The 25077-nt window shown below is 61.0% G+C and carries 25 protein-coding genes; 14 read left to right on the top strand and 11 right to left on the bottom strand.

From position 1 onward, the window contains the following. Positions 1 to 296 precede the first annotated feature (296 nt). On the bottom strand, positions 297 to 1790 hold the full coding sequence (locus GIW28_RS25590; RefSeq protein WP_017134728.1) for a CoA-acylating methylmalonate-semialdehyde dehydrogenase: 1494 nt from the start codon (positions 1788 to 1790) through the stop codon (positions 297 to 299). A 39-nt stretch (positions 1791 to 1829) separates the two neighbouring features. Next, a complete protein-coding gene (locus tag GIW28_RS25595) occupies positions 1830 to 3179 on the bottom strand; it encodes an aspartate aminotransferase family protein (protein WP_236447708.1) in 1350 nt (449 codons plus the stop codon). 125 nt (positions 3180 to 3304) lie between these two features. On the opposite strand from GIW28_RS25595, the gene GIW28_RS25600 reads away from it, so the two are divergent. The 4 genes from GIW28_RS25600 to GIW28_RS25615 all read left to right on the top strand — a co-directional run bounded on the left by GIW28_RS25600 (position 3305) and on the right by GIW28_RS25615 (position 7049). After that, positions 3305 to 4225 (top strand): LysR family transcriptional regulator, encoded by a 921-nt coding sequence (locus GIW28_RS25600; RefSeq protein ID WP_017134726.1) that lies wholly within the window; start codon positions 3305 to 3307, stop codon positions 4223 to 4225. 88 nt (positions 4226 to 4313) lie between these two features. Continuing rightward, positions 4314 to 5708, top strand: coding sequence for a uracil-xanthine permease family protein (locus tag GIW28_RS25605; protein ID WP_026013502.1), 1395 nt, complete (start codon positions 4314 to 4316; stop codon positions 5706 to 5708). Positions 5709 to 5795: 87 nt separating this feature from the next. After that, positions 5796 to 6455: a TetR/AcrR family transcriptional regulator gene (locus GIW28_RS25610; RefSeq protein ID WP_017134724.1), complete on the top strand. Its 660-nt coding sequence runs from the start codon at positions 5796 to 5798 to the stop codon at positions 6453 to 6455. Positions 6456 to 6467: 12 nt separating this feature from the next. Then, a complete protein-coding gene (locus GIW28_RS25615; protein WP_065930576.1) occupies positions 6468 to 7049 on the top strand; it encodes an IMPACT family protein in 582 nt (193 codons plus the stop codon). A 66-nt stretch (positions 7050 to 7115) separates the two neighbouring features. Here the strand turns inward: GIW28_RS25615 and GIW28_RS25620 are convergent, their stop codons facing one another. Further along, on the bottom strand, positions 7116 to 7532 hold the full coding sequence (locus GIW28_RS25620) for a hypothetical protein (RefSeq protein ID WP_236447709.1): 417 nt from the start codon (positions 7530 to 7532) through the stop codon (positions 7116 to 7118). A gap of 83 nt (positions 7533 to 7615) precedes the next feature. On the opposite strand from GIW28_RS25620, the gene GIW28_RS25625 reads away from it, so the two are divergent. The 3 genes from GIW28_RS25625 to GIW28_RS25635 all read left to right on the top strand — a co-directional run bounded on the left by GIW28_RS25625 (position 7616) and on the right by GIW28_RS25635 (position 10224). Continuing rightward, positions 7616 to 7966 carry a MerR family transcriptional regulator gene (locus tag GIW28_RS25625; RefSeq protein ID WP_099550558.1) on the top strand — a complete coding sequence of 117 codons (351 nt, stop codon included), beginning with the start codon at positions 7616 to 7618 and terminating at the stop codon, positions 7964 to 7966. Between the two features lie 25 nt (positions 7967 to 7991). Beyond that, the gene (locus GIW28_RS25630) at positions 7992 to 8678 is read left to right on the top strand and encodes an SDR family oxidoreductase (protein WP_017134720.1); all 687 of its coding nucleotides are present in this window, start codon (positions 7992 to 7994) and stop codon (positions 8676 to 8678) included. Between the two features lie 187 nt (positions 8679 to 8865). Then, positions 8866 to 10224, top strand: coding sequence for an 8-oxoguanine deaminase (locus GIW28_RS25635; RefSeq protein ID WP_138450879.1), 1359 nt, complete (start codon positions 8866 to 8868; stop codon positions 10222 to 10224). A gap of 134 nt (positions 10225 to 10358) precedes the next feature. Here GIW28_RS25635 and GIW28_RS25640 read toward each other — a convergent pair whose 3' ends face one another. Then, positions 10359 to 11450, bottom strand: coding sequence for a calcium:proton antiporter (locus tag GIW28_RS25640; protein ID WP_236447710.1), 1092 nt, complete (start codon positions 11448 to 11450; stop codon positions 10359 to 10361). A 194-nt stretch (positions 11451 to 11644) separates the two neighbouring features. Between GIW28_RS25640 and GIW28_RS25645 the strand changes: the two genes are divergently transcribed. After that, positions 11645 to 12598 carry an adenosine deaminase gene (locus tag GIW28_RS25645; protein WP_017134717.1) on the top strand — a complete coding sequence of 318 codons (954 nt, stop codon included), beginning with the start codon at positions 11645 to 11647 and terminating at the stop codon, positions 12596 to 12598. A 60-nt stretch (positions 12599 to 12658) separates the two neighbouring features. On the opposite strand, the gene GIW28_RS25650 is transcribed toward GIW28_RS25645, so the two are convergent. From GIW28_RS25650 to GIW28_RS25660, 3 genes are all read right to left on the bottom strand, one after another. Beyond that, positions 12659 to 14035: an MFS transporter gene (locus tag GIW28_RS25650; RefSeq protein ID WP_099550555.1), complete on the bottom strand. Its 1377-nt coding sequence runs from the start codon at positions 14033 to 14035 to the stop codon at positions 12659 to 12661. A gap of 103 nt (positions 14036 to 14138) precedes the next feature. Beyond that, a complete protein-coding gene (locus GIW28_RS25655) occupies positions 14139 to 14825 on the bottom strand; it encodes an ArsR/SmtB family transcription factor (RefSeq protein WP_099550554.1) in 687 nt (228 codons plus the stop codon). A 148-nt stretch (positions 14826 to 14973) separates the two neighbouring features. Then, positions 14974 to 15888, bottom strand: coding sequence for a LysR family transcriptional regulator (locus GIW28_RS25660; RefSeq protein WP_017134714.1), 915 nt, complete (start codon positions 15886 to 15888; stop codon positions 14974 to 14976). 118 nt (positions 15889 to 16006) lie between these two features. Here GIW28_RS25660 and GIW28_RS25665 point away from each other — a divergent pair, with 118 nt between their 5' ends. From GIW28_RS25665 to GIW28_RS25675, 3 genes are all read left to right on the top strand, one after another. Continuing rightward, complete coding sequence (locus tag GIW28_RS25665; protein WP_017134713.1) at positions 16007 to 16300, top strand: putative quinol monooxygenase; 294 nt, start codon at positions 16007 to 16009, stop codon at positions 16298 to 16300. Positions 16301 to 16458: 158 nt separating this feature from the next. Then, the gene (locus tag GIW28_RS25670) at positions 16459 to 17472 is read left to right on the top strand and encodes a zinc-binding alcohol dehydrogenase family protein (protein ID WP_236446519.1); all 1014 of its coding nucleotides are present in this window, start codon (positions 16459 to 16461) and stop codon (positions 17470 to 17472) included. A gap of 145 nt (positions 17473 to 17617) precedes the next feature. Next, positions 17618 to 17800 (top strand): hypothetical protein, encoded by a 183-nt coding sequence (locus GIW28_RS25675; RefSeq protein WP_017134711.1) that lies wholly within the window; start codon positions 17618 to 17620, stop codon positions 17798 to 17800. An 8-nt stretch (positions 17801 to 17808) separates the two neighbouring features. Here the strand turns inward: GIW28_RS25675 and GIW28_RS25680 are convergent, their stop codons facing one another. Together GIW28_RS25680 and GIW28_RS25685 are read right to left on the bottom strand one after the other, a co-directional pair. Continuing rightward, positions 17809 to 19002, bottom strand: a complete 1194-nt coding sequence (locus GIW28_RS25680) for a multidrug effflux MFS transporter (protein WP_017134710.1) — start codon at positions 19000 to 19002, stop codon at positions 17809 to 17811. 87 nt (positions 19003 to 19089) lie between these two features. Then, positions 19090 to 19287, bottom strand: coding sequence for a heavy-metal-associated domain-containing protein (locus GIW28_RS25685; RefSeq protein WP_017134709.1), 198 nt, complete (start codon positions 19285 to 19287; stop codon positions 19090 to 19092). A gap of 147 nt (positions 19288 to 19434) precedes the next feature. Between GIW28_RS25685 and GIW28_RS25690 the strand changes: the two genes are divergently transcribed. The 3 genes from GIW28_RS25690 to cueR all read left to right on the top strand — a co-directional run bounded on the left by GIW28_RS25690 (position 19435) and on the right by cueR (position 22495). Beyond that, on the top strand, positions 19435 to 19815 hold the full coding sequence (locus GIW28_RS25690) for a hypothetical protein (protein WP_017134708.1): 381 nt from the start codon (positions 19435 to 19437) through the stop codon (positions 19813 to 19815). Between the two features lie 65 nt (positions 19816 to 19880). After that, entirely contained in the window at positions 19881 to 22097 is a 2217-nt protein-coding gene (locus tag GIW28_RS25695; protein WP_236446516.1) for a heavy metal translocating P-type ATPase, read from the top strand. Then, positions 22094 to 22495, top strand: a complete 402-nt coding sequence (cueR, locus tag GIW28_RS25700; protein WP_017134706.1) for a Cu(I)-responsive transcriptional regulator — start codon at positions 22094 to 22096, stop codon at positions 22493 to 22495. The genes GIW28_RS25695 and cueR overlap by 4 nt, the downstream gene beginning before the upstream one ends. A 199-nt stretch (positions 22496 to 22694) precedes the next feature. Here the strand turns inward: cueR and GIW28_RS25705 are convergent, their stop codons facing one another. Both GIW28_RS25705 and GIW28_RS25710 read right to left on the bottom strand, forming a co-directional pair. After that, complete coding sequence (locus GIW28_RS25705) at positions 22695 to 23591, bottom strand: PA4780 family RIO1-like protein kinase (RefSeq protein ID WP_017134705.1); 897 nt, start codon at positions 23589 to 23591, stop codon at positions 22695 to 22697. 134 nt (positions 23592 to 23725) lie between these two features. After that, entirely contained in the window at positions 23726 to 25003 is a 1278-nt protein-coding gene (locus GIW28_RS25710) for an acetyl-CoA C-acetyltransferase (RefSeq protein ID WP_236446514.1), read from the bottom strand. Positions 25004 to 25077 lie beyond the last annotated feature (74 nt).

Below are 25077 nucleotides of genomic sequence, written 5' to 3' on the forward strand. Positions count from 1 at the left end.
GCGCTTACGATCTCTCGTTAGCGGGAGGCGAATTCTACAGCGTTACACGCTGCTGTCAACACCTCTTTTTCAACTTCCTTTTGGCTTCGATGAACTGAAGCAACTTGCTGCCGAAAACTTCGTAACTAATTGTTTACCAAGGAGTTTTCCGTTTCGACTGCGCCGGAAGTGGGGCGAATTATAGACAGATACAAAACGCCGTCAATCCCTTTCTTTCACATTTCTGTCATATAGGTCAAAAAGGCCGCAAAAGCACAAAAGCCGGCCCCAAGGGGCCGGCCTTCACCTACTACGCCTTACAGACTCGGGAAGGCGAACTGCGACGCTTCATGGCTGGCCCGCTGCGGCCAACGCTGGGTAATCGCCTTGCGACGGGTATAGAAACGCACCCCATCCGGCCCATAGGCATGCAAGTCGCCAAACAGCGAACGTTTCCAGCCGCCAAAGCTGTGGTACGCCACCGGCACGGGCAACGGCACGTTTACGCCGACCATGCCCACTTCGATCTCATCACAGAACAGCCGCGCCGCTTCACCGTCACGGGTAAAGATGCAGGTACCGTTGCCATACTCATGATCGTTGATCAGTTGCATCGCCGCTTCCAGGCTATCCACCCGCACCACGCACAGCACCGGCCCGAAGATCTCTTCCTTATAGATGCGCATTTCAGGGGTCACGCGATCAAACAAGCTACCACCCAGGAAGAACCCCTCTTCATGCCCGGCAACACTCAAACCGCGGCCGTCGACTACCAGCTCAGCGCCAGAAGACACACCGTCTTCTATATAGCCACTGACCTTGTCCCGCGCCTGCCCCGTCACCAACGGCCCCATATCCAGGCCGCAAGAGGTGCCCGCACCAATCTTGAGTGCCTTGACCTGCGGTACCAACTTGGCGATCAACGCATCCGCCACCTGGTCACCCACGCACACGGCCACCGAAATCGCCATGCAACGCTCACCGCAGGAACCATACGCTGCGCCCATCAAAGCGCTGACCGCGTTATCCAGGTCCGCATCCGGCATCAGCACCGCATGGTTCTTCGCCCCGCCCAGCGCCTGCACGCGCTTGCCGCGCTTGGTTGCTTCGGAATAGATGTACTCGGCAATCGGCGTCGACCCCACAAAACTCAGGGCTTTGACTTCCGGCGCTTCAATCAGCGCATCCACTGCGCCCTTGTCCCCGTGCACCACGCTCAGCACGCCTTTGGGCAGACCGGCTTCCTGCAACAGCTGCGCAATCAGCAGCGTGGAGCTTGGATCACGCTCCGATGGTTTCAGGATGAAACAGTTACCGCACACGATCGCCAGCGGGTACATCCACAGCGGCACCATCGCCGGGAAGTTGAACGGAGTAATACCCGCCACCACACCCAACGGTTGGAAGTCCGACCACGCATCAATGTTCGGCCCCACGTTACGGCTGTACTCGCCTTTGAGAATCTCCGGCGCCGAACAGGCGTATTCCACGTTCTCGATGCCGCGTTTCAGTTCACCGGCGGCGTCTTCCAGGGTCTTGCCATGCTCCTCGCTGATCAACTGCGAAATACGCGCTTCGTTCTGCTCCAGCAATTGCTTGAAACGAAACATCACCTGGGCACGCTTGGCCGGTGGGGTATTACGCCAGGCAGGGAACGCCGCCTTGGCCGAGTCGATCGCCTGTTGAATAGTTTCACGGCTGGCCAATGGCACTTGGTGAATCACCTGGCCGGTGGACGGGTTGTACACGTCGGCACTACGGCCGCTGTCATTGACCAACTCACCGTTGATCAAATGCTGGATAAGGCTCATGCAGGGCTCCTGAAAAGTTGTTCTATATAGAAGGAGAAATCAGTCGATCTTGTTCAGCACTTCGCCGACCGCATCGAACAAACGATCCAGGTCCTGCGGCTTGCTGTTGAAGGTTGGCCCGAACTGCAGGGTGTCACCGCCAAAGCGCACGTAGAAACCCGCTTTCCACAAGGCCATGCCGGCCTCAAATGGACGCACGATGGCATCACCGTCACGCGGGGCAATCTGGATCGCGCCGGCCAGGCCGTAGTTACGAATGTCGATCACATTCTTGCTGCCCTTCAACCCGTGCAACGCATTCTCAAAGTGCGGGGCGACTTCGGCTACGCTCTGCACCAGGTTTTCCTTCTGCAACAGGTCCAATGCCGCCAAGCCAGCCGCGCAAGCCACCGGGTGCGCCGAGTAGGTGTAGCCGTGGGGGAATTCCACCGCGTATTCCGGCGTCGCCTGGTTCATGAAGGTCTGATAGATCTCGCTGCTGGCAATCACCGCGCCCATCGGGATCGCGCCGTTGGTGACTTGCTTGGCAATGCACATCAGGTCCGGGGTCACGCCAAAGCTGTCGGCGCCGAACATCGAGCCGGTACGGCCGAAACCGGTGATCACTTCGTCGAACACCAGCAGGATGTTGTGTTGGTCGCAGATCTCACGCAGTCGCTTGAGATAACCCTGTGGCGGCACCAGCACGCCAGCGGAACCGGCCATCGGTTCAACAAACACCGCTGCGATGTTCGACGCGTCGTGCAGTTCGATCAGCTTGAGCAGCTCATCGGCCAGGGCGATGCCGCCCTGCTCCGGCATGCCACGGGAGAAGGCATTGCTCGCCAGCAACGTGTGCGGCAGATGGTCAACGTCCATCAGGCCCTGACCGAAGAGCTTGCGGTTGCCGTTCACGCCACCCAGGCTGGTTCCGGCAATGTTCACACCGTGATAGCCACGGGCGCGGCCGATCATCTTGGTCTTGGTGGCCTGGCCTTTCAGGCGCCAGTACGCACGCACCATCTTCACCGCAGTATCGGCGCACTCGGAGCCCGAATCGGTGAAGAACACGTGGTTCAGGTTGCCTGGGGTCAGGTCGGTGATCTTTTCCGCCAACTGGAAGGACAACGGATGACCGTATTGGAAGCCCGGGGAGTAGTCCAGGGTGCCCAGTTGCTTGGACACTGCTTCCTGAATCTCTTTGCGGGTGTGCCCGGCGCCACACGTCCACAGGCCCGACAACGAGTCGTACACCTTGCGGCCCTTGTCATCTATCAACCAGCTGCCTTCAGCGCCGACGATCAGGCGCGGGTCGCGCTGGAAGTTGCGGTTGGCGGTGTAAGGCATCCAGTGCGCATCCAACTTCAGTTGGCTGGCCAGGGACGATGGGGCGTTTTCGGGCATGTTCATCAGCAAAACCTCGCAGGGCAAAAGGCAGCGTCGGGATTGAAAAGCGTTGTTGCAGCTAAATTGCCACGGCGATAAAGTCGGTGAAATCCAACTCTTCTAACCTTCAGTCAGGCCTTCACTAAACTATGAGCAGCCGTCGACCCGATCCCCTGGCCCAAGTCAGCGACTTCGATATCCGCCTGTTGCGCATCTTTCGCAGCGTGGTGGAGTGCGGCGGCTTCTCGGCGGCCGAAACCGTGCTCGGCATCGGCCGCTCGGCCATCAGCCAGCAGATGAGCGACCTGGAGCAACGCCTTGGATTGCGCCTGTGCCAGCGCGGGCGTGCCGGCTTCTCCCTGACCGAAGAAGGCCGCGAGGTCTACCAATCGGCCTTGCAGCTATTAAGTGCGCTGGAAAGCTTTCGCACCGAGGTCAACGGCCTGCATCAGCATTTGCGCGGCGAACTGATCATCGGCCTCACCGACAACCTGGTCACCCTGCCCCACATGCGCATCACCCACGCCCTGGCGCAGTTGAAGGAACGCGGCCCCGACGTACAAATCCAGATCCGCATGATCGCGCCGAACGAGGTGGAACAAGGTGTACTCGATGGTCGCCTGCATGTCGGCGTAGTACCTCAGGCGAGCGCGCTGTCCGGCCTGGAATACCAACCCCTATACAGCGAACGCTCACTGCTCTACTGCGCGGTTGGCCACCCGTTGTTTTACGCGGACGACAAGCAACTGGACGACCCACGTATCGACAGCCAGGACGCCATCGCCCCGACCTTTCGCTTGCCCGCCGAAATCCAGGCCCATTACCAGGCACTCAATTGCACCGCCAGCGCCTCGGACCGCGAAGGCATGGCGTTCCTGATTCTCACCGGCCGCTATATCGGCTACCTGCCCGACCACTACGCCAGCCTGTGGGTACAACAAGGCCGACTGCGCGCGCTGAAACCGGCTACACGTTTTTACGATTTGAGCCTCGCATCGGTCACGCGCAAGGGTCGCCGCCCTCATTTGGTGCTGGAAAGCTTTCTGGAGAGTCTGGCGGCAACGCGCTAATTCGGGCCTCTCGCTAAAAGCTGAGCAACTGGACAGCTTTTTGCAAGGGAACCAGGACCTTGAACCGTCCGCCCTGAGTTTGCCCGCCATGCCACCAGAAACCTTGAGCCCCAACGACCTGATCTACGGCCTGAACGACCGACCGAAACCACTGCCGGCCCTACTGGCAGCCTTGCAACATGTGCTGGCCGCCTTTGTCGGCATCATCACCCCGCCACTGATCATCGGTTCTACGTTGGGGCTCACCGCCCACCTGCCCTACCTGATCAGCATGGCGTTGATGGTGTCCGGCGTAGGCACTTTCATCCAGGCACGCAGGCCATTTGGTATCGGCGCCGGCATGATCTGCCTGCAAGGCACCAGCTTTGCGTTTCTCGGCGCGGTGTTGTCAGCAGGCTTTCTAGTGAAGCAACGCGGCGGCAGCCCGGAAGACATCATGGCGATGGTCTTTGGCGTGTGCTTTTTCGGCGCGGCGGTGCAGATCGTGTTGAGCCGTTTTATCGGCCAATTGCGCCGTGTGATCACGCCCTTGGTCACCGGCATTGTCATCACCTTGATCGGCATCAGCCTGATCAAAGTCGGCATCACCGACCTGGGTGGCGGTTTCAATGCGCCTGACTTCGGCGCGCCGACCAACCTGGCCTTGGGGTTGTTCGTCGTGTTGACGATCATCTTGCTCAACCGCTCGAACACGCCGTGGGTACGCCTCTCGGCAATCATCATCGGCCTGGCCCTCGGCAGCCTGGCCGCGTGGTTCAGCGGCAAGCTGGTGCCCCAAGCCTTGCCCGACTTGCCATTGATCAGCGTACCGATGCCGTTTCGCTTTGGTTTCAACTTCGACTGGAGCGCCTTCCTGCCCATCGCGCTGATTTATCTGATCAGCAGTATCGAAACCGTTGGCGACCTGACCGCCAACTGCATGATCGCCCGCCAGCCGATCAGCGGCCCTTCTTATATAAGTCGACTCAAGGGCGGCGTATTGGGTGATGGCGTCAGTTGCATGATCGCCGCCACCTTCAGCGCATTCCCCAACACCACGTTTGCGCAGAACAACGGCGTGATCCAACTCACCGGCGTGGCCAGCCGTTACGTCGGCTTATACATTGGTGTGCTGCTGTTCTGTCTCGGCCTGTTTCCACTGATCGGCGCGGTGCTGCAGCAAATCCCCAAACCGGTATTGGGCGGCGCAACCCTGGTGATGTTCGGCAGCGTGGCCGCCGCCGGCGTGCGCATTCTGGCCCAGGCGCCGCTGGACCGACGCAGCATGTTGATCATCGCCACCTCGTTCGGCGTTGGCCTGGGCATCGCCGCCCAACCTGAGTTGCTGCACTTGATGCCGCCTCTGGTGCAAAACCTGTTCGATTCGGCCATCACCAGCGGCGGCCTGACGGCCATCGTGTTGTGCCTGTTATTACCCGAGGCCAAAGCGAATACCGCAGGCGCAAACCACGCGCCGGAAAGCGACACACTGGAACCGCTTTGACGGTTTTATTGCATCGGGACTTGTCTGAGGCTTGAGGGTGGGTTATCTGTGCACACGTCGTCTCTATCGATCAGCACGGAAACCTCCATGAGCCTCGAAGTTCCTGCCCACAGCAACCACGCCGGTAAACCTGCCAGCCGTATTCGGCAAAAGAATGAACAAGCGATTCTCCAGGCGGCTGAAGACGAATTCGCGCGTCATGGCTACAAAGGCACCAGCATGAACACCATTGCCTCGAGTGCCGGGCTGCCCAAGGCCAACCTGCATTATTACTTCACCAACAAGCTCGGCCTGTACATCGCGGTACTGAGCAATATCCTCGAACTGTGGGACAGCACCTTCAACGCGCTGACCGCCGAGGACGACCCCGCCGTCGCGCTGACACGCTACATCCGCACCAAGATGGAATTCTCCCGGCGCCACCCCCAAGCCTCGCGGATCTTCGCCATGGAGATCATCAGTGGCGGCGAATGCCTGACCGAATATTTCAGCCAGGACTACCGCGCCTGGTTCAGTGGCCGCGCAGCGGTGTTCCAGGCCTGGATCGAAGCCGGCAAGATGGACCCCATCGACCCCGTACACCTGATCTTCCTGTTGTGGGGCAGCACCCAGCATTACGCCGACTTCGCCACCCAGATCTGCCGCGTCACTGGTCGCACCAAGCTGACCAAGCAGGACATGGAAGACGCCGGCACCAACCTGATCCATATCATCCTCAAAGGCTGCGGCATCAAGCCGGCCCTATAAACGAAGCGACTTATGCCTTTCACGCTGACCGGCCTTTGCGAATTTCGTGAAGAAATACGCAAAAGCCGCTTTATCACCCTGGCCGCGCCGATCACCAGCGCGCAAGACGCCCAGGCGTTTTTCGAGCAGCACAGCGACCTCAACGCCACGCACAACTGCTGGGCCTGGAAGCTCGCCGACCAGTACCGCAGCAACGACGATGGCGAACCCGGCGGCACGGCCGGGCGACCGATCCTGGCCGCCATTGAAGCCCAAGGCTTTGATCAGGTCGCCGTGCTGGTGATTCGCTGGTACGGCGGCATCCAGCTGGGCACCGGCGGCCTGGCTCGCGCCTACGGCGGCGGCGCGAACAAATGCCTGCAGAATGCCGAACGCATCGAGCTGATCAGCCGCGTGCCGCTGAGCTGTGCCTGCAGTTTCTCGGAATTGAACCTGGTGAAACTGCGCGTGGCCGAACTGGGCGGGCTGGTGGTGGAAGAAACCTTCACCGCCAACGGCGTCGAGCTACAGCTCGCACTCGGCGAGGCGCACATCGACACGCTGCAAACCCAGCTCGCCGACCTCAGCCGTGGGCGCATCCTGCTCGAACGCTGAAACTGCCCACATCTACTGTGCACCTGCCTGTGGATAACCTGAGCACACCCGTCTGTAACCCTTTTGTCATAAGGGCTTACGGGCGCCGGTCATTTTTTGATCAGTATTCACCGGGAGTAGTTGCGCAACGCCCCACAGCAGTTCCAACAGCAGAATTATCCACAGCACCGACGTGGAGCCCTGCATCAGCGCGTACAGCTGCCAGGTCGCAAACAGACCACGGCCGGCCGCGTCATACAGCCCGAATTGGCGTTGAGGGTCGCGAATACGCAGCACTGCCCACACGCACACGATCGAGCCGAGCAGGTTGGCCATCAGCACATGCGCAGGCAGACACGGCGGTAGCTCGCCCGGCAGGTTCAAGCCCTGCAACAGGCCGTGTACTAATGCAAAACTCCACGGCGTGACAAACGCGGCGGTGATGATCAAGTCATACCAGGCACTGGCCCGCACCAATGTCCGGTAGCGTTTTTGTGTCCACATAGCAGCAAGCTCCTTCAATTCAAGAAGCCAGCAGGCTAAAGCCTGGAGTATGCTCCAGGGTCAAGCCCTCTCGAGCCCGTCTCATGCGTATCGGCGAATTAGCCCAGGCCAGCCAGGTCAGCCGCGACACCTTGCGCTTCTATGAGCAGCGCGGGTTGATCGCCGCGCAACGCAGCGCCAACGGTTACCGCGACTACCCGCCGGACATGCTGCAACTGGTGCTCTATATCAAGACTGCGCAGCGCCTGGGTTTCAGCCTCGGCGAGATCGGCACCAGCGTCGCCGCCTTATGGCAGGCGCCCGATCCCGACGCTGCCGTCACACAATTGCTGCAAGACAAGCTCAACCTGATCGAAACCCGCATCACTGAACTCGGCCATCTGCGCCAGGAGTTGCAGCAAAGGCTCGGGCAACGTTGTCCACTGAATCCGTGAACCTCCACTCCAAAGGAAGCCCTTCATGTCTACGCCAAAAACCGCACTGATCATCGGCGCCTCGCGCGGCCTGGGCCTTGGCCTGGTCAAGCAACTGCTGCAGGACGGCTGGGAGGTGACCGCCACCGTGCGCGACCCGAACAAGGCCGATGCGCTCAAAGCCGTGGGCCAGGTGCAGATCGAGAAGCTGGACATGGACGATCAACAAGCCGTGATCGCCTTGGCCCAACGCCTGAAGGAGCGCACCTTCGACCTGCTGTTCGTCAACGCCGGCGTCAAAGGCCCTGCCAACCAGGAGCCGGGCCACGCCACCCTGGCGGAAGTCGGCCAACTGTTTTTCACCAACGCCGTGGCGCCGATCAACCTGGCCCAGCGCTTTGTCGGGCAGATCCGCAAAGACACCGGCGTGCTGGCGTTCATGAGTTCGGTGCTGGGCAGCGTGACTATTCCCGATGGCTCCGACCTGGCGCTGTACAAGGCCAGCAAGGCTGCACTCAACTCCATGACCAACAGCTTTATCACGCAACTGGGCGACCATAAGCTCACCGTGCTGTCGCTGCATCCGGGCTGGGTGAAAACCGACATGGGCGGCGAAAACGCGCACATCGATGTCGACACCAGCGTGCGCGGCCTGGTGGATCAGGTGAATGCCTACACCGGCAAAGGCGGCCATCACTTCGTGGACTACAAGGGCGACACCATCGCCTGGTAACAGCTCGGTCCAACCTGTGGGAGCGGGCTTGCCCGCGATGGTCTCAAGAGCACCTCGCTCCTACAGATAGACCTGATCATGGACTACACGTAAACTCTGCTCCTCGCCCTCACCGGCGACCCTGGATCAGCAGACAGGGCAACACTGAGCTGGCAAACCTGAACCCATCATTCAGAGGAGCCGGCCAATGCCTGCGACCCGTATCTGGTTAAAAAACCCCCTCGCGATCTTCACCGCCAATGGCCTCGACGCCCGTGGTGGCCTGGTGCTGCAAGACGGTGTGATCACCGAAGTGCTGGGCTTGGGAAAAGAGCCCACCGTGCCGTGCGGACAAGTATTCGATGCACGCGAACATGTGATCCTGCCGGGGCTGATCAACACTCACCATCACTTCTACCAAACCCTGACCCGCGCCTGGGCGCCGGTGGTGAACCAGCCGCTCTTCCCGTGGCTGAAAACCCTGTACCCGGTCTGGGCACGCCTGACCCCGGAAAAACTCGCGCTGGCGTCCAAAGTCGCCCTCGCAGAGTTGCTGCTCTCCGGCTGTACCACGGCGGCCGACCACCATTACCTGTTCCCTGACGGCCTGGAAAATGCCATCGATGTACAAGTAGAAAGCGTGCGCGAACTGGGCATGCGCGCCATGCTCACCCGCGGCTCCATGAGCCTGGGCGAAGCCGATGGCGGCCTGCCGCCGCAGCAAACCGTGCAACAAGGCCAGGTTATCCTCGAAGACAGCCAGCGCCTGATCCGCGAATACCACCAGCGCGGCGATGGCGCGCAAATCCAGATCGCCCTGGCGCCCTGCTCGCCGTTTTCGGTCACCCCGCAAATCATGCAAGCCAGCGCCGAACTGGCCAACAGCCTCGACGTGCGCCTGCACACGCACCTGGCCGAAACCCTCGACGAAGAAGACTTCTGCCTGCAGCGTTTCGGGCTGCGCACGGTGGACTACCTCGACAGCGTTGGCTGGCTCGGCCCACGCACCTGGCTGGCCCACGGCATTCACTTCAACCCGGACGAGATCGCCCGCCTGGGCGCCGCCGGCACCGGCATCTGCCATTGCCCAAGCTCGAATATGCGCCTGGCTTCCGGCATCTGCCCGACCCTGGACCTGCTCGCCGCCGGCGCGCCGATTGGCCTGGGCGTCGACGGTTCGGCCTCCAACGATGCCTCGAACATGATCCTCGAAGCGCGCCAGGCCCTGTACATCCAGCGCCTGCGTTACGGCGCGGAAAAGATCACCCCGGAAGGCGTGCTGGGCTGGGCCACCAAAGGCTCGGCACAGTTGCTGGGGCGCACGGATATCGGTGAGTTGGCCGTGGGCAAACAGGCTGACCTGGCGCTGTTCAAGCTAGACGAGCTGCGCTTTTCCGGCAGCCATGACCCGATTTCGGCGCTGCTGCTGTGCGGCGCCGACCGCGCGGACCGGGTGATGATCGGCGGCAAGTGGCGGGTGATCGATGGGCAGGTTGAAGGGCTGGACCTTAAAGGCTTGATTGCCGATCACAGCCAGGCGGCGAAACAGCTGATCGCCGGCACCTGAGCCCTGCACAAAGCCAACTGTGGGAGCTGGCTTGCCTGCGATGCAGGCACCTCGGTCTTTCAGCCATACCGAGTTGATGCCATCGCGGGCAAGCCCGGCTCCCACATGGGTTTTAAGGTGTGCTTGAGGGCCGGTTACACCCCAAGCAACGACAACATGATAAAGGTCGCAAACAACACAAAGTGCGTCATCCCTTCGATGGCATTGGTTTCGCCATCATTGAGGTTGATCGCACTCACCACCAGTGTGATCAACACCATCACGGTCTGCACCGGCGTCATCGCCATCTGGAACGGCTGGCCGGTGTAGAGCGCCATGGCTTCCATCACCGGCACCGTCAAAATCACCGTCGACAACGATGCACCCAGTGCGATGTTGACCACCGACTGCATGCGGTTAGCCAAGGCGGCACGCAACGCCGTCAGAATTTCCGGCGCGGCCGAAATCGCCGCCACCACAATCGCGGTAATCACCGGCGGTGCGCCCGTACCTTCCAGGCCCAGGTCGAGGGTCTTGGACATCACCTCGGCCAATGCGCCAATCACAATCACGCCAAACACCAACGTACCGATGGAAAACGCCAGGCTGATCGACGGCTCCTGCTGTTCTTCCGGCTGCTTTTTTCGGCGTTTTTCCGGGTAGCTATAGCTGAAGAAGTAACTGTGTGGCCCGACCTGCATGCGCAGGAACAGGGTGTAGAGCAACACCATCGCGCCGATGGTGAAGGCCGAGTAAATTTTCCAGTCAGCCTCGGGAATAAACTCCGGCACCACCATCGATACGCCCATGGCGGTGAGGATCATCACGCTGTAACTGCGTGCCGAGTCATCGTTGTAGGACTGTTCACCATGCTTGATGCCGCCCATCAGCGCGGCCAGGCCAAGGATGCCGTTGATATCGAGCATCACCGCCGAATAGATCGTGTCACGTACCAAAGTCGGCGAGGGCTCGTTGCTCATCATGATCGCCAGGATCACCACTTCCACCAGCACGGCGGCGAGGGTGAGGATCATGGTGCCGTAAGGGTCACCGACCTTTTCCGCCAGTTGCTCGGCGTGGTGGGCGACGCGCATCGACGCCATGACAATAAAAGCGATGAGCGCCAAGCCGCCCAGCAGGGCGATCATCTGCCCGCTGTGCAGCATCCAGTGCTCCAACGGGTAGGCGGCGATGGCGGCGATCAACGCCAGCCACATGAATTTTTCTTGCTTGAGGGATGTGAGCATTCCGGGCCTTTTTGTGCAGCAAATCAGTCATTGATGGGGTACAGACTGCACCACGTCGCTAACGTTTCGTTACACCTTAGTTCAGATGGCCCTTGCGCGAATAAAACCAATACTCTCCTGCTGGTCAGGTTTTGCCGACTATTTCAGCCATGGCCTGTAGAATGCGGCCATTGCACCTGATGAGAATTTAGAACATGTACGATTGGCTCAACGCCCTGCCCAAGGCTGAATTGCACCTGCACCTGGAAGGCTCGCTGGAGCCTGAGTTGCTGTTTGCCCTGGCCGAACGCAACAAGATTGCACTGCCGTGGAATGACGTCGAAACCCTGCGCAAGGCCTACGCCTTCAACAACCTGCAAGAGTTTCTCGACCTGTATTACAAAGGCGCCGATGTGCTGCGCACTTCCCAGGATTTCTACGACCTGACCTGGGCCTACCTGCTGCGCTGCAAAGAACAGAACGTGATCCACACCGAACCGTTCTTCGACCCGCAGACCCACACCGACCGTGGCGTGCCATTCGAAGTGGTGCTCAACGGCATCGCCGCTGCGCTCAAAGATGGCGAGCAGCAACTGGGTATCACCAGCGGTTTGATCCTGAGCTTCCTGCGCCACCTGAGCGAAGCCGAAGCCGAGAAAACCCTCGACCAGGCGCTGCCGTTCCGTGACGCGTTTGTGGCCGTCGGCCTGGACAGCTCGGAAATGGGTCACCCACCGAGCAAGTTCCAGCGCGTGTTCGACCGTGCCCGCCATGAAGGCTTCCTTACCGTGGCCCACGCCGGCGAAGAAGGCCCGCCCGAGTACATCTGGGAGGCCATCGACCTGCTGAAAATCCAGCGTATCGACCATGGCGTACGCGCCATCGAAGACGAACGCTTGATGCAGCGCATCATCGACGAGCAGATCCCGCTGACCGTGTGCCCACTGTCCAACACCAAGCTCTGTGTGTTCGACGACATGGCCCAACACAACATCCTCGACATGCTTGAGCGTGGCGTGAAGGTGACGGTGAACTCGGATGACCCGGCGTACTTCGGCGGCTATGTCACCGAGAACTTCCACGCGCTGTACACCTCCCTGGGCATGACCCAGGACCAGGCCAAACGCCTGGCGCAGAACAGCCTGGATGCGCGGCTCGTGAAGCCATAACTGCATAAACGCAGTTCAAATAATGTGGGAGCTGGCTTGCTAGCTCCCACATTGATCTCATCAGCCTTGAGATTGAGTCAGTTCTTCCAGGGTCTTGCCCTTGGTCTCCATCCCAAACACCCCCACCACCAGCGCCGCCACCGCAAAACACAGCGCCCCCAAGGCAAACACCCCACCCTGCCCGGTTATCGGAAACACCAGCCCGGTTACCAACGGCCCCAGCAATGACCCGACCCGGCCAATCGCCGAGGCAAACCCGGAACCGGTGGCCCGCGCCGAAGTGGGATACAGCTCCGGCGTGTAGGTGTACAGCACCGCCCACATGCCAAACAGAAAGAACTGCATCAACAACCCCGAGGTAATCAGCAGCCCCACGTTGCCGCCAAACACCGCGCTCTGCCCATACAGAAACGCCATCACCCCGCCGCCCAGCAATGTCACCACACACACCGGTTTACGGCCCCAACGTTCCACCAGCCAGGCCGCCATCAAGAAGCCCGGTATCCCGCCCAGGGAAATGATCACCGTGTAATACACCGATTGCGTCACGGCAAAACCCGACTGCTGCAACAGCGCACTCAGCCAGGAGGTCAGCCCGTAGAAACCCAGCAAGGCAAAAAACCACACGCTCCAGATCATCATCGTGCGTTGGCGATACTGCGCCGACCACAACTGCTGGAACGCCGAGAAAAACGTGCCCGGCACGCTCTCAACCCGAGGCAAGGCAATCGGCTCCGGCAAGTCCGTTCGCCCCAGCGAGTCGCGGACCTTCTGCTCAATGCCGAGCAACACCTTGTCCGCCGCTGCATGCCGCCCGGCCTGTTCCAGCCAGCGTGGCGATTCCGGGATAAAAAAACGAATCGCCAGCACAAACACCGCCGGTACCGCCAACACCAGGAAGATGTCGCGCCAGCCAATCACCGGCAGCAAAAAGTAGGACAGCACACCCGCCGCCACAAACCCCAGCGGCCAGAAGCCATCCATCAAGGCGATATATCGCCCACGGCCCTTGGCGGGAATCAGCTCCGAGAGCATCGACTGCGCAATCGGGAATTCCATACCCATGCCGATCCCCAGCAGGATGCGAAACAGCGTCAGCGTTTCCACCGTCTGCGCCGTGGAGCACAGGTAACTGGCGACGCCCCACAACACGATGCTCCACTGAAACACCGGCTTGCGCCCGAAACGGTCAGCCAACATGCCGGACAAGGACGCACCGACCACCATGCCGAAAAAACTCGAACTGGCGAGTAACCCGGCCTGGGCCGTGCTCAGGCCGAACTCGGTTTTTATCGAGCCCAACAGGAAGGTCATCATCGCCAGGTCCATGGAGTCGAAAAAAAACGCCAAGGCGATGATGATGAAAATGATTCGGTGGTAACCGCTGATGGGCAACCGTTCCAGCCGTTCCGCAGCGCTATAGCCTTGCATACCCATGCCATACCCCCCGAGTGAAAAATCCCCAAGGCGAGTGTGCGGCATCGTTTTACCCGATTATTGCTGGATACGACCTGACTGAAACTCTGAACGACGCACGCACCTACGCCGTGGCCAGACGGTTGATTTCCGCAAGCCCCAGGTCGGTCACCAGCAAGGCACGCGACTCGTTGACCGCGTTGATCCAGCCGCACTGCAAAAACAACTGCAACAACCCGGCCCCCAATGCACCCCCCAGGTGCGGCTGCTGCTGGCTCCAGTCAAAACAGTCGCAGGCCAACGGCGCAGACAGTGCCTGGATAAAGATGCCCAGGGTCGCGAAATGCTGCGCGCCGGTGACGGTCACGTCGGTACGCTGTTCGTAGCGGTCGATCCAGCCGGCCTCCAGCATGCGCTGATAAAGCCCCGCTGCCAGTTCACCGCCCAGATGCCCCTGGCACAAACGCGCGCGCCGCAACGGCGGCGGCGCCAGGGATACTCGCGGGGAAACCTGCGGAGCGTTGCGTGCGGCACAGGCCAAGGTGGTACAGGCCAATGCGTCGACGGCCGCACAGACATCCACGGCGGCCATGCGAAACAGGCGCTTGCCGCGCTTGGCCTCGCTGCGCAGCAAACCGCTGCCGATAAGGCGCGCAAGATGCGCATTGGCCGACGCGGCGGACAGCCCGGCGAGCATAGCCAGTTCGTCTGCGGTTTTCGCCGAACCGTCCATCAGTGACCAGAGCATGGCGGTGCGCTTGGGCTCAGCGAGCAAGCTGGCGATCTGACTGATGCAAGGTGCTTCTTCCATGTATTCACTCCTTGTAAATCATTTGTCTGCTGCGGTTGGAACCAAAGTATAGGGGCGCAAACCGCCCATTCCGCGGCGTCCGACAGCGCGAATGGGGACAGGCTCTGAGTGAAATTTCTGGCTTTGGTGGAGGCTATTGCCTAACGCTCTATCGCCCCGGCCTTTGCGCGGTCAAAGCCGCACAACGGGACACGAGCATTTCCCGCAGCAGGTTAATGGGTTTACTCAACTGAGCACGGTGGGCGCACAGCAGGTTGAGCGGCGTGCGCTCGCCGCGCAGCTCCGGCAACACCAGGCGCAAACGCCCCGCGAGCACGTCGGTGCTCACATCCAGCCACGACTTGTAGGCAATGCCGACACCCGCCACCGCCCAGCGGCGCACCACATCGGCGTCGTCACTGAAGCGATCACCGCTTACCGTCAGGCCGACCTCGCGCTTGCCGTCGTAAAAACCCCAGTGGTCGTGGACACGGCTGCCCAGCATGTACAACAGGCAATTGTGCTGCGCCAACTGCTCAAGATGCCGGGGCTCGCCATGCCGTGCCAGGTAGCTGGGTGCGGCGCACAGCACGCGAATGTTGTCCGGGGCGATGGGCAGCGCGACCAGGCTGGAATCTTCAGGCTCGCCGTAGCGCAGGGCGATATCCACCGGCTGGCGGAACAGGTCGGCAATGCGGTCGCCCAGCAGCAGGCGGATGTTCAATTGCGGGTATTCAAGCTGAAACTCATCCAGCCACGGCAGTAACTGGTTGCGCCCGAAATCCGACGGCGCCGACAGTTGCAGCACACCGCTGACATGGTCCTGGCCGCTGGCCAATAAGCGCCGCCCTTCGTCCAGCGAACTCAACGCGGCGCGGGCATATTCCAAAAACCCCTCGCCTTCGGCAGTCAGGCGCAAACTGCGGGTGGAGCGCGCCAGCAAGCGCGTGCCCAGTTGCTGTTCGATACGCTTGAGCGCCGCGCTCGCCACGGCAGGCGAGAGGTCCATGATGCGTGCAGCGGCCGACAAACTGCCGAGGTCCGCCGCCCGCACAAACAACTGCAAATCATCAAAACGCAGCATGTACCCTCGCCTATTATCAAAATTCTATTGAAACAGACTGCTGTTTTAGCCGCTTTTATCTGTGCTGGAAATAGCTAATCATCTGCCCATCCCGTACATCACGTGTCTGGAGTTGAATATGTCCGCTGCCTTTAACGTCATCGCCACGCTGATCGCCAAACCCGGCCAGCAGGCCAAGTTGGAAACCCTGCTGCGCGGCCTGTTGGAACCGACTCGCCTGGAAGCCGGTTGCGAGCAGTACGACCTGCACCAGGACCTGCAACACCCAGAAACCTTCTACATGCTCGAACGCTGGAGCGACGACGCGGCGCTGGCCGATCACGACCAGAGCGCGCATATCCAAAGCTTCCGCGCCAAGGCTGCGGATGTGCTCGAACATTTCGAACTCAAGCGCCTGCAATTTCTTGCCTGATCACCCCATCAGCAAGTTTTTGTGGCGAGCACACTTGCTTGCGCTGGGGTGCGAAGCGCTTACCGACAGGTTTTGGGGCTGCTTCGCAGCCCAGCGGGAGCAAGCTCCCTCGCCACATTTAGCCTGACTCTCGACCACCTTCTTTACCCGGAGCCAATATGAAAGCCATTGCCTACTACGCCTCACTGCCGATCAGCGACGAAAAATCCCTGCAAGACATCCAACTGCCGGAGCCGGTCGCCGGCCCGCGTGACCTGCTGGTGGAGGTCAAAGCCATCTCGGTCAACCCGGTGGACACCAAAGTGCGCCAGAACGTCGCCCCGGAAAACGGCGCGGCCAAGGTGCTGGGCTGGGACGTAGCCGGTGTGGTCAGGGCGGTCGGCAGCGAAGTGACGCTGTTCAAGGCGGGCGACAAGGTGTTCTACGCCGGTTCCCTGGTGCGCCCAGGCGGCAACAGCGAACTGCACACCGTGGATGAACGCATCGTCGGCCATATGCCCAAGAGCCTGGGTTTTGCCGAAGCCGCCGCACTGCCACTCACCGCCATCACCGCCTGGGAGCTGCTGTTCGAGCGCCTGCAAGTGCGTGAAGGTAAGGAAGATGAAGGCCAGAGCCTGCTGATCGTCGGCGCTGCCGGCGGTGTGGGTTCGATCCTGACCCAGTTGGCCAAGCAGCTCACCGCATTGAACGTTATCGGCACCGCCTCACGCCCGGAAACCCAGGAATGGGCCAAGGCGCTCGGCGCCGATGTGGTGATCGATCACAGCCAGCCACTGAGCGAGGCGTTGAAAAATGCCGGCCAGGCGCAGGTAACCCACGTCGCCAGCCTGACCCAGACCGACCATCACTTGGACCAACTGGTCGAAGCCCTGCAGCCGCAAGGCAAGCTGGCGTTGATCGACGACCCCAAGGTGCTGGATGTGAGCAAACTCAAGCGCAAGAGCCTGTCACTGCACTGGGAGTTCATGTACACACGCTCGATGTTCGAGACGCCGGACATGATCGAACAGCACAACCTGCTCAACCGCGTGGCCGAACTGATCGACGCCGGCACCTTGAAAACCACGGTGGGCGAGCACTTCGGCGTGATTAACGCGGCAAATCTGCGCCGCGCCCATGCGCTGCTGGAAAGCGGCAAGGCCAAGGGCAAGATCGTATTGGAAGGGTTCTAACAAGTAGCTGTCAGAGTCGTCCATTATTCATGTGAGTAATGGACGACACCGCTAGTCAGAGAGTTGATCTTTGTCATATTTGCGAACGCATTCAGGTTTATATTGGCCGCCTTTGCCACGATTCTTTTACGTGAGGAAGTCAGCAATGAAGATCCTGATAAGAGCGTTAGCAAAATCCCCAGGCAACAAATGGCAGGTCAGCCTCGACGGTGACGCCTTCACCTTCCGCAGTGAGGCCGAGGCCCGCGCCTTTGCCGACACCCTGCAAGCCCGCATCCAGGCGCCCCACCGCATTCCCCTCAGCCAGCAACGCTCCGCCGCCGGCTGATTAGCACCTCAGACCTGCGCCTGCGCGGCCCTCGCCCGTTGCAGGCGCTGGGTCGACACCGCAATCGTCACCGCCAATACACCGCACAAGCTGATGACCATCGCCATCGGCATCGCCGTGCCGTCGTGCAACACGCCGACCAAGGACGCCGCGCCTGCCGCCACACCAAACTGAATGCAACCGAGCAATGCCGAGGCGCTGCCGGCCCGTGCACCCTGCCCGGCCATGGCACACGCCGAGGTGTTGGGCAAAATGCAGCCCAGGCTGGCGATGCAGATAAACAGCGGCACCAGTAACGGCCATAACGCCTCGGTACGCAGCGCGGCAATGGCCAACAGCGTCAACGCCGCCGCCACGTAGACCCACACGGTGCGCGACAGCAGAAACGCCGGGCCACGCTTGGCCAGCAACCGCGCATTAAGCTGCGCTACCAGGATAAAGCCGGCGGCATTGGAGCCAAATACCCAGCCGTAATGCTCGGCGGGCACGCCATAGAGTTTGATAAAGACGAACGGGGAACCGGCGATGTAGGCAAACATCCCGGCAATCGAGATACCACCGGTGAGGGCGTAGCCCAGATAAACCCGGTCCGACAACAGGCTGACATAGCGGCTCAGCGAGCCGGACAGCGGTTGACGCGGCTTATCGGCCGGCAAGGTTTCCGGCAACCCGACCGCCACGGCGATGGCCGCCATCACGCTGAAAATCGACAACGCGAGGAAAATCGACTGCCAGCCCCACAGGCCGACCATCACCCCACCCGCCAACGGCGCGAGGATCGGTGCCAGGCCGGTCACCAGCATCAGCTGCGAATAGACTTTGGCCGAGCCCACGGCATCACATTTGTCGCTGACCACCGCCCGCGAAATCACCATGCCCGCGCAGCCGCCAAGGGCTTGCACAAAACGCGCGCCGATCAACCAGTCCAGGGACGGCGCGTAGGCGCAGGCGAAGGACGCCAGGGTAAACAGGGTCACGCCACTGAGCAGCGGCACGCGCCGGCCAAAGCGATCCGCCAGCGGCCCGTAGATCAATTGGCCGATGGCCAGGCCGCCGAAATACACGGCGAGGGTCAGCTGGATGTGTTTTTCGTCGGTGGCAAAGGCGGTGGCCATCGCCGGAAAGCCCGGCAGGTAAAAATCGATCGCCAACGGCGCGAAGGCGCTCAAGGCGCCCAGAATCAGGATTATGCGGAGGTTCATCAGACACCCAAGTGAGTCGGCAGCCCGACAGTCTAGCCGCGCCTGGGTGTGATGAACATTACGATAGCTCGCTAACTATCGGAAATTTTACGCGAGCTTGGCGCTGTAGCCTTCTTCGGTGATCAGCGCGATGACTTGCTCGTCGGACAGCCGGCTTTCAACCCCGACTTCCTTGGCGGCCAGGTTGACGTTGACGCTCGCCGCCGGGTCCTGGCTGTGTACTGCTTGAGTGACCGCCCGAACACAATGGCCGCAGGTCATCCCTTCAACACTGAATACTTGCATGACATGACTCCTTTGATGAGGTTGGGGCCAGTCTCGACCTTGCCACGATGGCAAGGTCAAGCGCTCAAAATTGCGACCGGGCTGGTATTCCAGCGTTGCCTCGGCCAAGCTTCATGCATCTTGGATTTGAACCACGGAGCATTCGCCATGCGCTGGTCGTTTTTTAGCCTTATCGGCCTGTTGAGCCTGTCCGCCGCTGCGCCCATGGCGTACGCGGACCAGGACTATGCGGTGTTGATCATTTCCCGCGAGCGCCTGGAAGTGCCGACCAATTGCGAAATCGGCCTGTATATCCAGGACCAGTTGGCCGGGCGCCTGTTCCAGGAACAGGCCACCTCGTTCAACTTGCCGGCGGGCAATGTGTCGCTGCGCCTCAAGCTGCTGCCGGGTCAATCGCCAGGTTGCCTGCCGGGCATGCTCGCACCGCCTGCGCAGAACATCACGTTGAAGGCCGGAGACATACGCAAACTGCGTATCGCCCAAGGCCCGGACGGTATGTACCTTAAACCCGCCGCACTGGAGTATTAAAGGCGCTTGACCTTCCCCGCAGGTCAAGGTTGATGCTAGGGGCAACTTCTCTGGAGGACTGCCCCATGAATGGATCCACCACCTTTGACCTGCCCATCAGCGGCATGACCTGCGCCAGCTGTGCCGGGCGTGTCGAGCGCGCGCTGGGCAAGGTGCCGGGGGTGCAAAGCGTCAGCGTCAACCTGGCCAACGAACGTGCCCACATCGAAGTACTCGGCCAGATGGACCCCGGCGTGCTGATCGCCGCCGTCGACAAGGCCGGCTACACCGCCACCCTGCCGCAAAGCGAGACCGTCACCGACGCTAAACAGGCCCAGCGTCTGCACCACGAGCGCTGGTCGTTGTTGTTGGCCATCGCGTTGGCGCTGCCATTGGTGCTGCCGATGCTGGTGGAGCCGTTCGGCCTGCATTGGATGCTCCCGGCCTGGGTGCAATTCGCGCTGGCCACTCCCGTGCAATTCATCTTTGGCGCACGCTTCTATATAGCCGCCTGGAAAGCCGTGCGCGCCGGTGCTGGCAATATGGACCTGCTGGTGGCCATCGGCACCAGCGCCGGCTATGGCCTGAGCATTTATGAATGGCTCACGGCGCCCGTGGGCACTATGCCGCACCTGTATTTCGAAGCCTCAGCCGTGGTGATCGCCCTGGTGTTGCTGGGCAAATACCTCGAAAGCCGCGCCAAGCGCCAGACCGCCAGCGCCATCCGTGCCCTCGAAGCCCTGCGCCCGGAACGCGCGATTCGCGTGTTTGAAGGCCGTGAAGAAGACGTCGCCATCACTGCGCTGAAGCTCGACGACCTGGTGCTGGTCAAACCCGGCGAGCGCTTCCCGGTGGACGGCGAAGTGGTGGACGGCCAAAGCCATGCCGACGAGGCCTTGATCAGCGGCGAGAGCCTGCCGGTGCCGAAACAGCCGGGCGACAAGATCACCGGCGGCGCCATTAATGGCGAAGGCCGCTTGCTGGTACGCACCCAGGCGCTGGGTGCAGAAAGTGTGCTGGCGCGAATCATCCGTCTGGTGGAAGACGCCCAGGCTGCCAAGGCACCGATCCAGAAACTGGTGGATAAAGTCAGCCAGGTCTTTGTGCCGGCCGTGCTGGTGCTGGCCTTGGTTACGCTGGTGGGGTGGTGGTTGTACGGCGCTTCACTGGAAACCGCGATCATCAATGCCGTCGCGGTGCTGGTGATCGCTTGCCCATGCGCCCTGGGCCTGGCCACACCGACCGCCATCATGGCCGGCACCGGCGTGGCGGCGCGCTATGGCATCCTGATCAAGGACGCCGAAGCGCTGGAACGTGCCCATGCCGTCAGCGCGGTGGTGTTCGACAAGACCGGCACACTCACCTCCGGCGCGCCAAAAATTGCGCACCTGGCCGCGGTGGATGGCAATGAAGATTTATTGCTGCAACAGGCTGGCGCCTTGCAACGCGGCAGCGAGCACCCGTTGGCCAAGGCCGTGCTGGAGGCGTGTGGTGAAAAAGGGCTGATCGTGGCGGACGTGAGCGCCAGCCAATCGCTGACCGGACGCGGCATTGCTGGCACTTTGGATGGCCGTGAACTGGCCTTGGGCAACCGCCGCATGCTCGAAGAGAACGGCTTGAGCGCAGGTGAGCTGGCCGAGTCTGCCAACGCCTGGGAAGCCGAAGGCCGCACCTTGTCGTGGTTGATTGAACAAGGCGCACAACCACGCGTGTTGGGGCTGTTTGCGTTTGGCGACACCCTCAAGCCCGGCGCATTGGAAGCCGTGGAACAACTCAAGGCTCAGCACATCAGCAGCCACTTGCTCACCGGCGATAATCGCGGCAGTGCCCGCGTGGTCGCCCTGGCGCTGGGCATCGATGATGTACACGCCGAAGTGCTGCCAGCCGACAAGGCCGCGACGGTGGCCGAGCTGAAAAAGACCGGCGTCGTCGCCATGGTCGGCGATGGCATCAACGACGCCCCGGCCCTGGCCGCCGCCGATATCGGCATCGCCATGGGCGGCGGTACCGATGTGGCTATGCACGCCGCCGGGATCACGCTGATGCGTGGCGACCCGCGCCTGGTGCCGGCCGCGCTGGAGATCAGCCGCAAGACCTACGCAAAAATCCGCCAGAACCTGTTCTGGGCCTTTGTGTATAACTTGATCGGCATTCCGCTGGCTGCCTTTGGCCTGCTCAACCCGGTGCTCGCAGGTGCGGCCATGGCCTTGTCCAGCGTCAGCGTGGTGAGCAATGCGTTATTGTTGAAAACCTGGAAACCGAGCATTTGGAAACCGGAGCAATTGGAGGACAAGCGCCCATGAACATAGGCCAAGCCGCCCGCCAGAGCGGGCTGAGCGCCAAGATGATTCGCTACTACGAATCCATCGGCCTGCTCAAAGCCGCGCACCGCACCGACAGCGGCTACCGCGTGTATGGCAGCGATGACTTGCACACGTTGGCGTTTATCAAACGCTCGCGGGATCTTGGGTTTTCGTTGGAAGAAGTCGGCAAGCTGCTGACCCTGTGGCAAGACCGCCAGCGGGCCAGCGCCGACGTAAAAGCCCTGGCGCGCCAGCATATCGAGGAACTGAACCAGAAGATTCTGGAGCTGGGGCAATTGCGCGACACGTTGCAGGACCTGGTGGAACACTGCCAGGGTGACCATCGGCCGGATTGCCCGATACTCAAGGAGTTGGCGTCGGGCAGCTGTTGCGCCTGATCAGACCTGCACAAAACAAATATGGGAACAGGCTTATGTGGCGGCTGCCTTATGTGGGAGCTGGCTTGCCTGCGATTGCATCACCGCGATTTAACTGACATACCGAGGTGTCTGCATCGCAGGCAAGCCAGCTCCCACACAAGCCAGCTCCCACAACAAGCCAGCTCCCACACTTTTTAGATCTCCAATTGCCGGGAGATCACTGCATCCAAGGCGGCGGCGGTTCTTCCGCAGTCTTGCTCGGTGGCGCATCATCCGCCGCCCGAACCGCTTGCTTGCGCTCTTCATCCAGCCGCGCCGCTTCGATTTCGCGGATCACACCGCCCACATCCGCCAGCTCTTCCGGCTCATCAAACTCGCCGGTCAACACGCTGGCCGGGTGCAAGGTGCCGGCTTCGTACAGTGCCCACATTTCCTTGGCGTACTTGGTCTTCTTCAACTCCGGGGCAAAACGCCCGAAGTAGGAAGCCATGTTGCCCACATCCCGCTCCAGCATGCTGAATGCGTGGTTGTTGCCCGCCGCATCCACTGCCTGGGGCAGGTCGATGATCACCGGGCCGGTCGGCGTGAGCAGTACGTTGAACTCGGACAGGTCACCGTGCACCAGGCCAGTACACAGCATCAGCACGATCTGGGAAATCAGGAAGGCGTGATATTCGCGCGCCTGGTCCGGCTCCAGCGTTACGTCGTTAAGACGCGGCGCTGCATCGCCGTACTCGTCGGCCACCAGTTCCATCAGCAGCACGCCTTCCAGGAAGTCGAACGGCTGAGGCACGCGAACGCCCGCGCCGGCGAGGCGGAACAACGCCGCCACTTCGGCGTTTTGCCAAGCGTCTTCGGTTTCTTTCTTGCCGAACTTGGAGCCTTTCGCCATGGCCCGGGCCTGGCGGCTGTTACGAACCTTACGGCCTTCCTGGTATTCGGATGCCTGACGAAAACTTCGTTTATTCGCCTCCTTGTAAACCTTGGCGCAACGCAATTCATTGCCGCAGCGCACCACATAAACAGCTGCTTCTTTACCGCTCATGAGAGGGCGCAGCACTTCGTCGACCAGACCGTCTTCGATCAGGGGTTCAATGCGTTTAGGAGTCTTCATCAGCTTTTATTGTGGGTCCTTTATTACCAAATACGCGTATGGCACTCGTTATACGGCAATCGGCGCGCCGGTGGGAGGGGCTACCGACCTCTGACCGCTGAAGAATGCACTCAATATGCCAATTTCGTCGGCATTCAGCGTTCGATAATCGCCGTCACGCCCTGGCCGCCAGCGGCGCAGATCGAAATCAGCCCTCTGCCCTTGCCCGCCGCGTCGAGCAATTTGGCCAGGTTGGCGACGATGCGCCCGCCTGTGGCGGCAAACGGGTGGCCGGCCGCCAATGAGCTGCCTTTGACGTTGAGCCGGCTGCGATCAATGGCGCCCAGCGGCGCGTCGAGCCCCAGACGCGTCCTGCAATACTCCGGGTCTTCCCAGGCCTTGAGCGTGCACAAAACTTGGGCAGCAAAGGCTTCGTGAATCTCGTAGTAGTCAAAATCCTGGAGTGTCAGGCCATTTCTCGCCAGCAAGCGTGGCACTGCGTACACCGGTGCCATGAGCAGGCCTTCGGCGCCGTTGACGAAATCCACAGCCGCCGCTTCGCCATCGCGCAAGTAAGCAAGAATCGGCAAGCCACGTTCCTTGGCCCAGGCTTCACTGCCCAGCAGCACCAAGGAGGCGCCGTCGGTCAGTGGCGTGGAGTTACCGGCGGTGAGCGTGCCCTTTTCACTGCGCTCGAACGCCGGTTTAAGGTTGGCGAGTTTTTCCAGGGTCAGGTCGGGGCGCAGGTTATTGTCGCGGGTCAGGCCGAGAAACGGAGTAAGCAAATCGTTGTGCCAGCCTTCGGCGTAGGACGCGGCCATTTTCTGATGGCTTTCCAACGCCAGTTGATCCTGCTCGGCACGCGGTATCTGCCAGGTCTGCGCCATCAGCTCGCAATGCTGGCCCATGGACAGGCCGGTGCGCGGCTCGCCATTGCGTGGCAGCTCCGGCTTAAGGTGATGGGGACGAAGTTGTAACAGGACTTTTAATTTATCCGCCATGGACTTGCTGCGGTTGGCTTGCAACAAGATTTTGCGCAGGCCTTCATTCACACCAATCGGCGCATCGGACGTAGTGTCGACGCCGCCGGCAATCCCGCAGTCGATCTGCCCCAGGGCAATCTTGTTGGCCACCAGCAACGCCGCTTCCAGCCCGGTGCCGCACGCCTGCTGAATGTCATAGGCCGGGGTTTGCGGCGACAGGCGCGAGCCCAGCACGCATTCGCGGGTGAGGTTGAAGTCGCGCGAATGCTTGAGCACCGCACCGGCCGCCACCTCGCCGATGCGCAGGCCGTGCAGGTTGTAGCGCTCGATCAGGCCTTCGAGGGCAGCGGTGAGCATCGCCTGGTTACTCGCCGTGGCATATGGGCCATTGGAACGGGCGAAGGGGATGCGGTTACCGCCAATGATCGCTACACGGCGCAATTGAGTCATGGAAAGCTCCCTGAAGGTTATGGGGTGAATCTCTGAGCCTAGCCTAGGCTCAATCGAACGACTTTCACCTATTG

Source organism: Pseudomonas sp. PA-5-4B (assembly GCF_021606215.1).
In the GTDB taxonomy this organism is placed as follows: domain Bacteria; phylum Pseudomonadota; class Gammaproteobacteria; order Pseudomonadales; family Pseudomonadaceae; genus Aquipseudomonas; species Aquipseudomonas edaphica.

Bases quoted from the DNA above. Each gene is read 5' to 3' on its own strand.
- GIW28_RS25610 (WP_017134724.1), top strand. From the start codon at position 5,796: ATGAGCCTCGAAGTTCCTGCCCACAGCAACCACGCCGGTAAACCTGCC.
- GIW28_RS25590 (WP_017134728.1), bottom strand. From the start codon at position 1,790: ATGAGCCTTATCCAGCATTTGATCAACGGTGAGTTGGTCAATGACAGC.
- GIW28_RS25655 (WP_099550554.1), bottom strand. From the start codon at position 14,825: ATGGAAGAAGCACCTTGCATCAGTCAGATCGCCAGCTTGCTCGCTGAG.
- GIW28_RS25650 (WP_099550555.1), bottom strand. From the start codon at position 14,035: ATGGGTATGCAAGGCTATAGCGCTGCGGAACGGCTGGAACGGTTGCCC.
- GIW28_RS25605 (WP_026013502.1), top strand. From the start codon at position 4,314: ATGCCACCAGAAACCTTGAGCCCCAACGACCTGATCTACGGCCTGAAC.
- GIW28_RS25635 (WP_138450879.1), top strand. From the start codon at position 8,866: ATGCCTGCGACCCGTATCTGGTTAAAAAACCCCCTCGCGATCTTCACC.
- GIW28_RS25600 (WP_017134726.1), top strand. From the start codon at position 3,305: ATGAGCAGCCGTCGACCCGATCCCCTGGCCCAAGTCAGCGACTTCGAT.
- cueR (WP_017134706.1), top strand. From the start codon at position 22,094: ATGAACATAGGCCAAGCCGCCCGCCAGAGCGGGCTGAGCGCCAAGATG.
- GIW28_RS25690 (WP_017134708.1), top strand. From the start codon at position 19,435: ATGCGCTGGTCGTTTTTTAGCCTTATCGGCCTGTTGAGCCTGTCCGCC.
- GIW28_RS25640 (WP_236447710.1), bottom strand. From the start codon at position 11,450: ATGCTCACATCCCTCAAGCAAGAAAAATTCATGTGGCTGGCGTTGATC.
- GIW28_RS25665 (WP_017134713.1), top strand. From the start codon at position 16,007: ATGTCCGCTGCCTTTAACGTCATCGCCACGCTGATCGCCAAACCCGGC.
- GIW28_RS25660 (WP_017134714.1), bottom strand. From the start codon at position 15,888: ATGCTGCGTTTTGATGATTTGCAGTTGTTTGTGCGGGCGGCGGACCTC.
- GIW28_RS25595 (WP_236447708.1), bottom strand. From the start codon at position 3,179: ATGAACATGCCCGAAAACGCCCCATCGTCCCTGGCCAGCCAACTGAAG.
- GIW28_RS25670 (WP_236446519.1), top strand. From the start codon at position 16,459: ATGAAAGCCATTGCCTACTACGCCTCACTGCCGATCAGCGACGAAAAA.
- GIW28_RS25625 (WP_099550558.1), top strand. From the start codon at position 7,616: ATGCGTATCGGCGAATTAGCCCAGGCCAGCCAGGTCAGCCGCGACACC.
- GIW28_RS25710 (WP_236446514.1), bottom strand. From the start codon at position 25,003: ATGACTCAATTGCGCCGTGTAGCGATCATTGGCGGTAACCGCATCCCC.
- GIW28_RS25675 (WP_017134711.1), top strand. From the start codon at position 17,618: ATGAAGATCCTGATAAGAGCGTTAGCAAAATCCCCAGGCAACAAATGG.
- GIW28_RS25645 (WP_017134717.1), top strand. From the start codon at position 11,645: ATGTACGATTGGCTCAACGCCCTGCCCAAGGCTGAATTGCACCTGCAC.
- GIW28_RS25615 (WP_065930576.1), top strand. From the start codon at position 6,468: ATGCCTTTCACGCTGACCGGCCTTTGCGAATTTCGTGAAGAAATACGC.
- GIW28_RS25685 (WP_017134709.1), bottom strand. From the start codon at position 19,287: ATGCAAGTATTCAGTGTTGAAGGGATGACCTGCGGCCATTGTGTTCGG.
- GIW28_RS25680 (WP_017134710.1), bottom strand. From the start codon at position 19,002: ATGAACCTCCGCATAATCCTGATTCTGGGCGCCTTGAGCGCCTTCGCG.
- GIW28_RS25630 (WP_017134720.1), top strand. From the start codon at position 7,992: ATGTCTACGCCAAAAACCGCACTGATCATCGGCGCCTCGCGCGGCCTG.
- GIW28_RS25705 (WP_017134705.1), bottom strand. From the start codon at position 23,591: ATGAAGACTCCTAAACGCATTGAACCCCTGATCGAAGACGGTCTGGTC.
- GIW28_RS25695 (WP_236446516.1), top strand. From the start codon at position 19,881: ATGAATGGATCCACCACCTTTGACCTGCCCATCAGCGGCATGACCTGC.
- GIW28_RS25620 (WP_236447709.1), bottom strand. From the start codon at position 7,532: ATGTGGACACAAAAACGCTACCGGACATTGGTGCGGGCCAGTGCCTGG.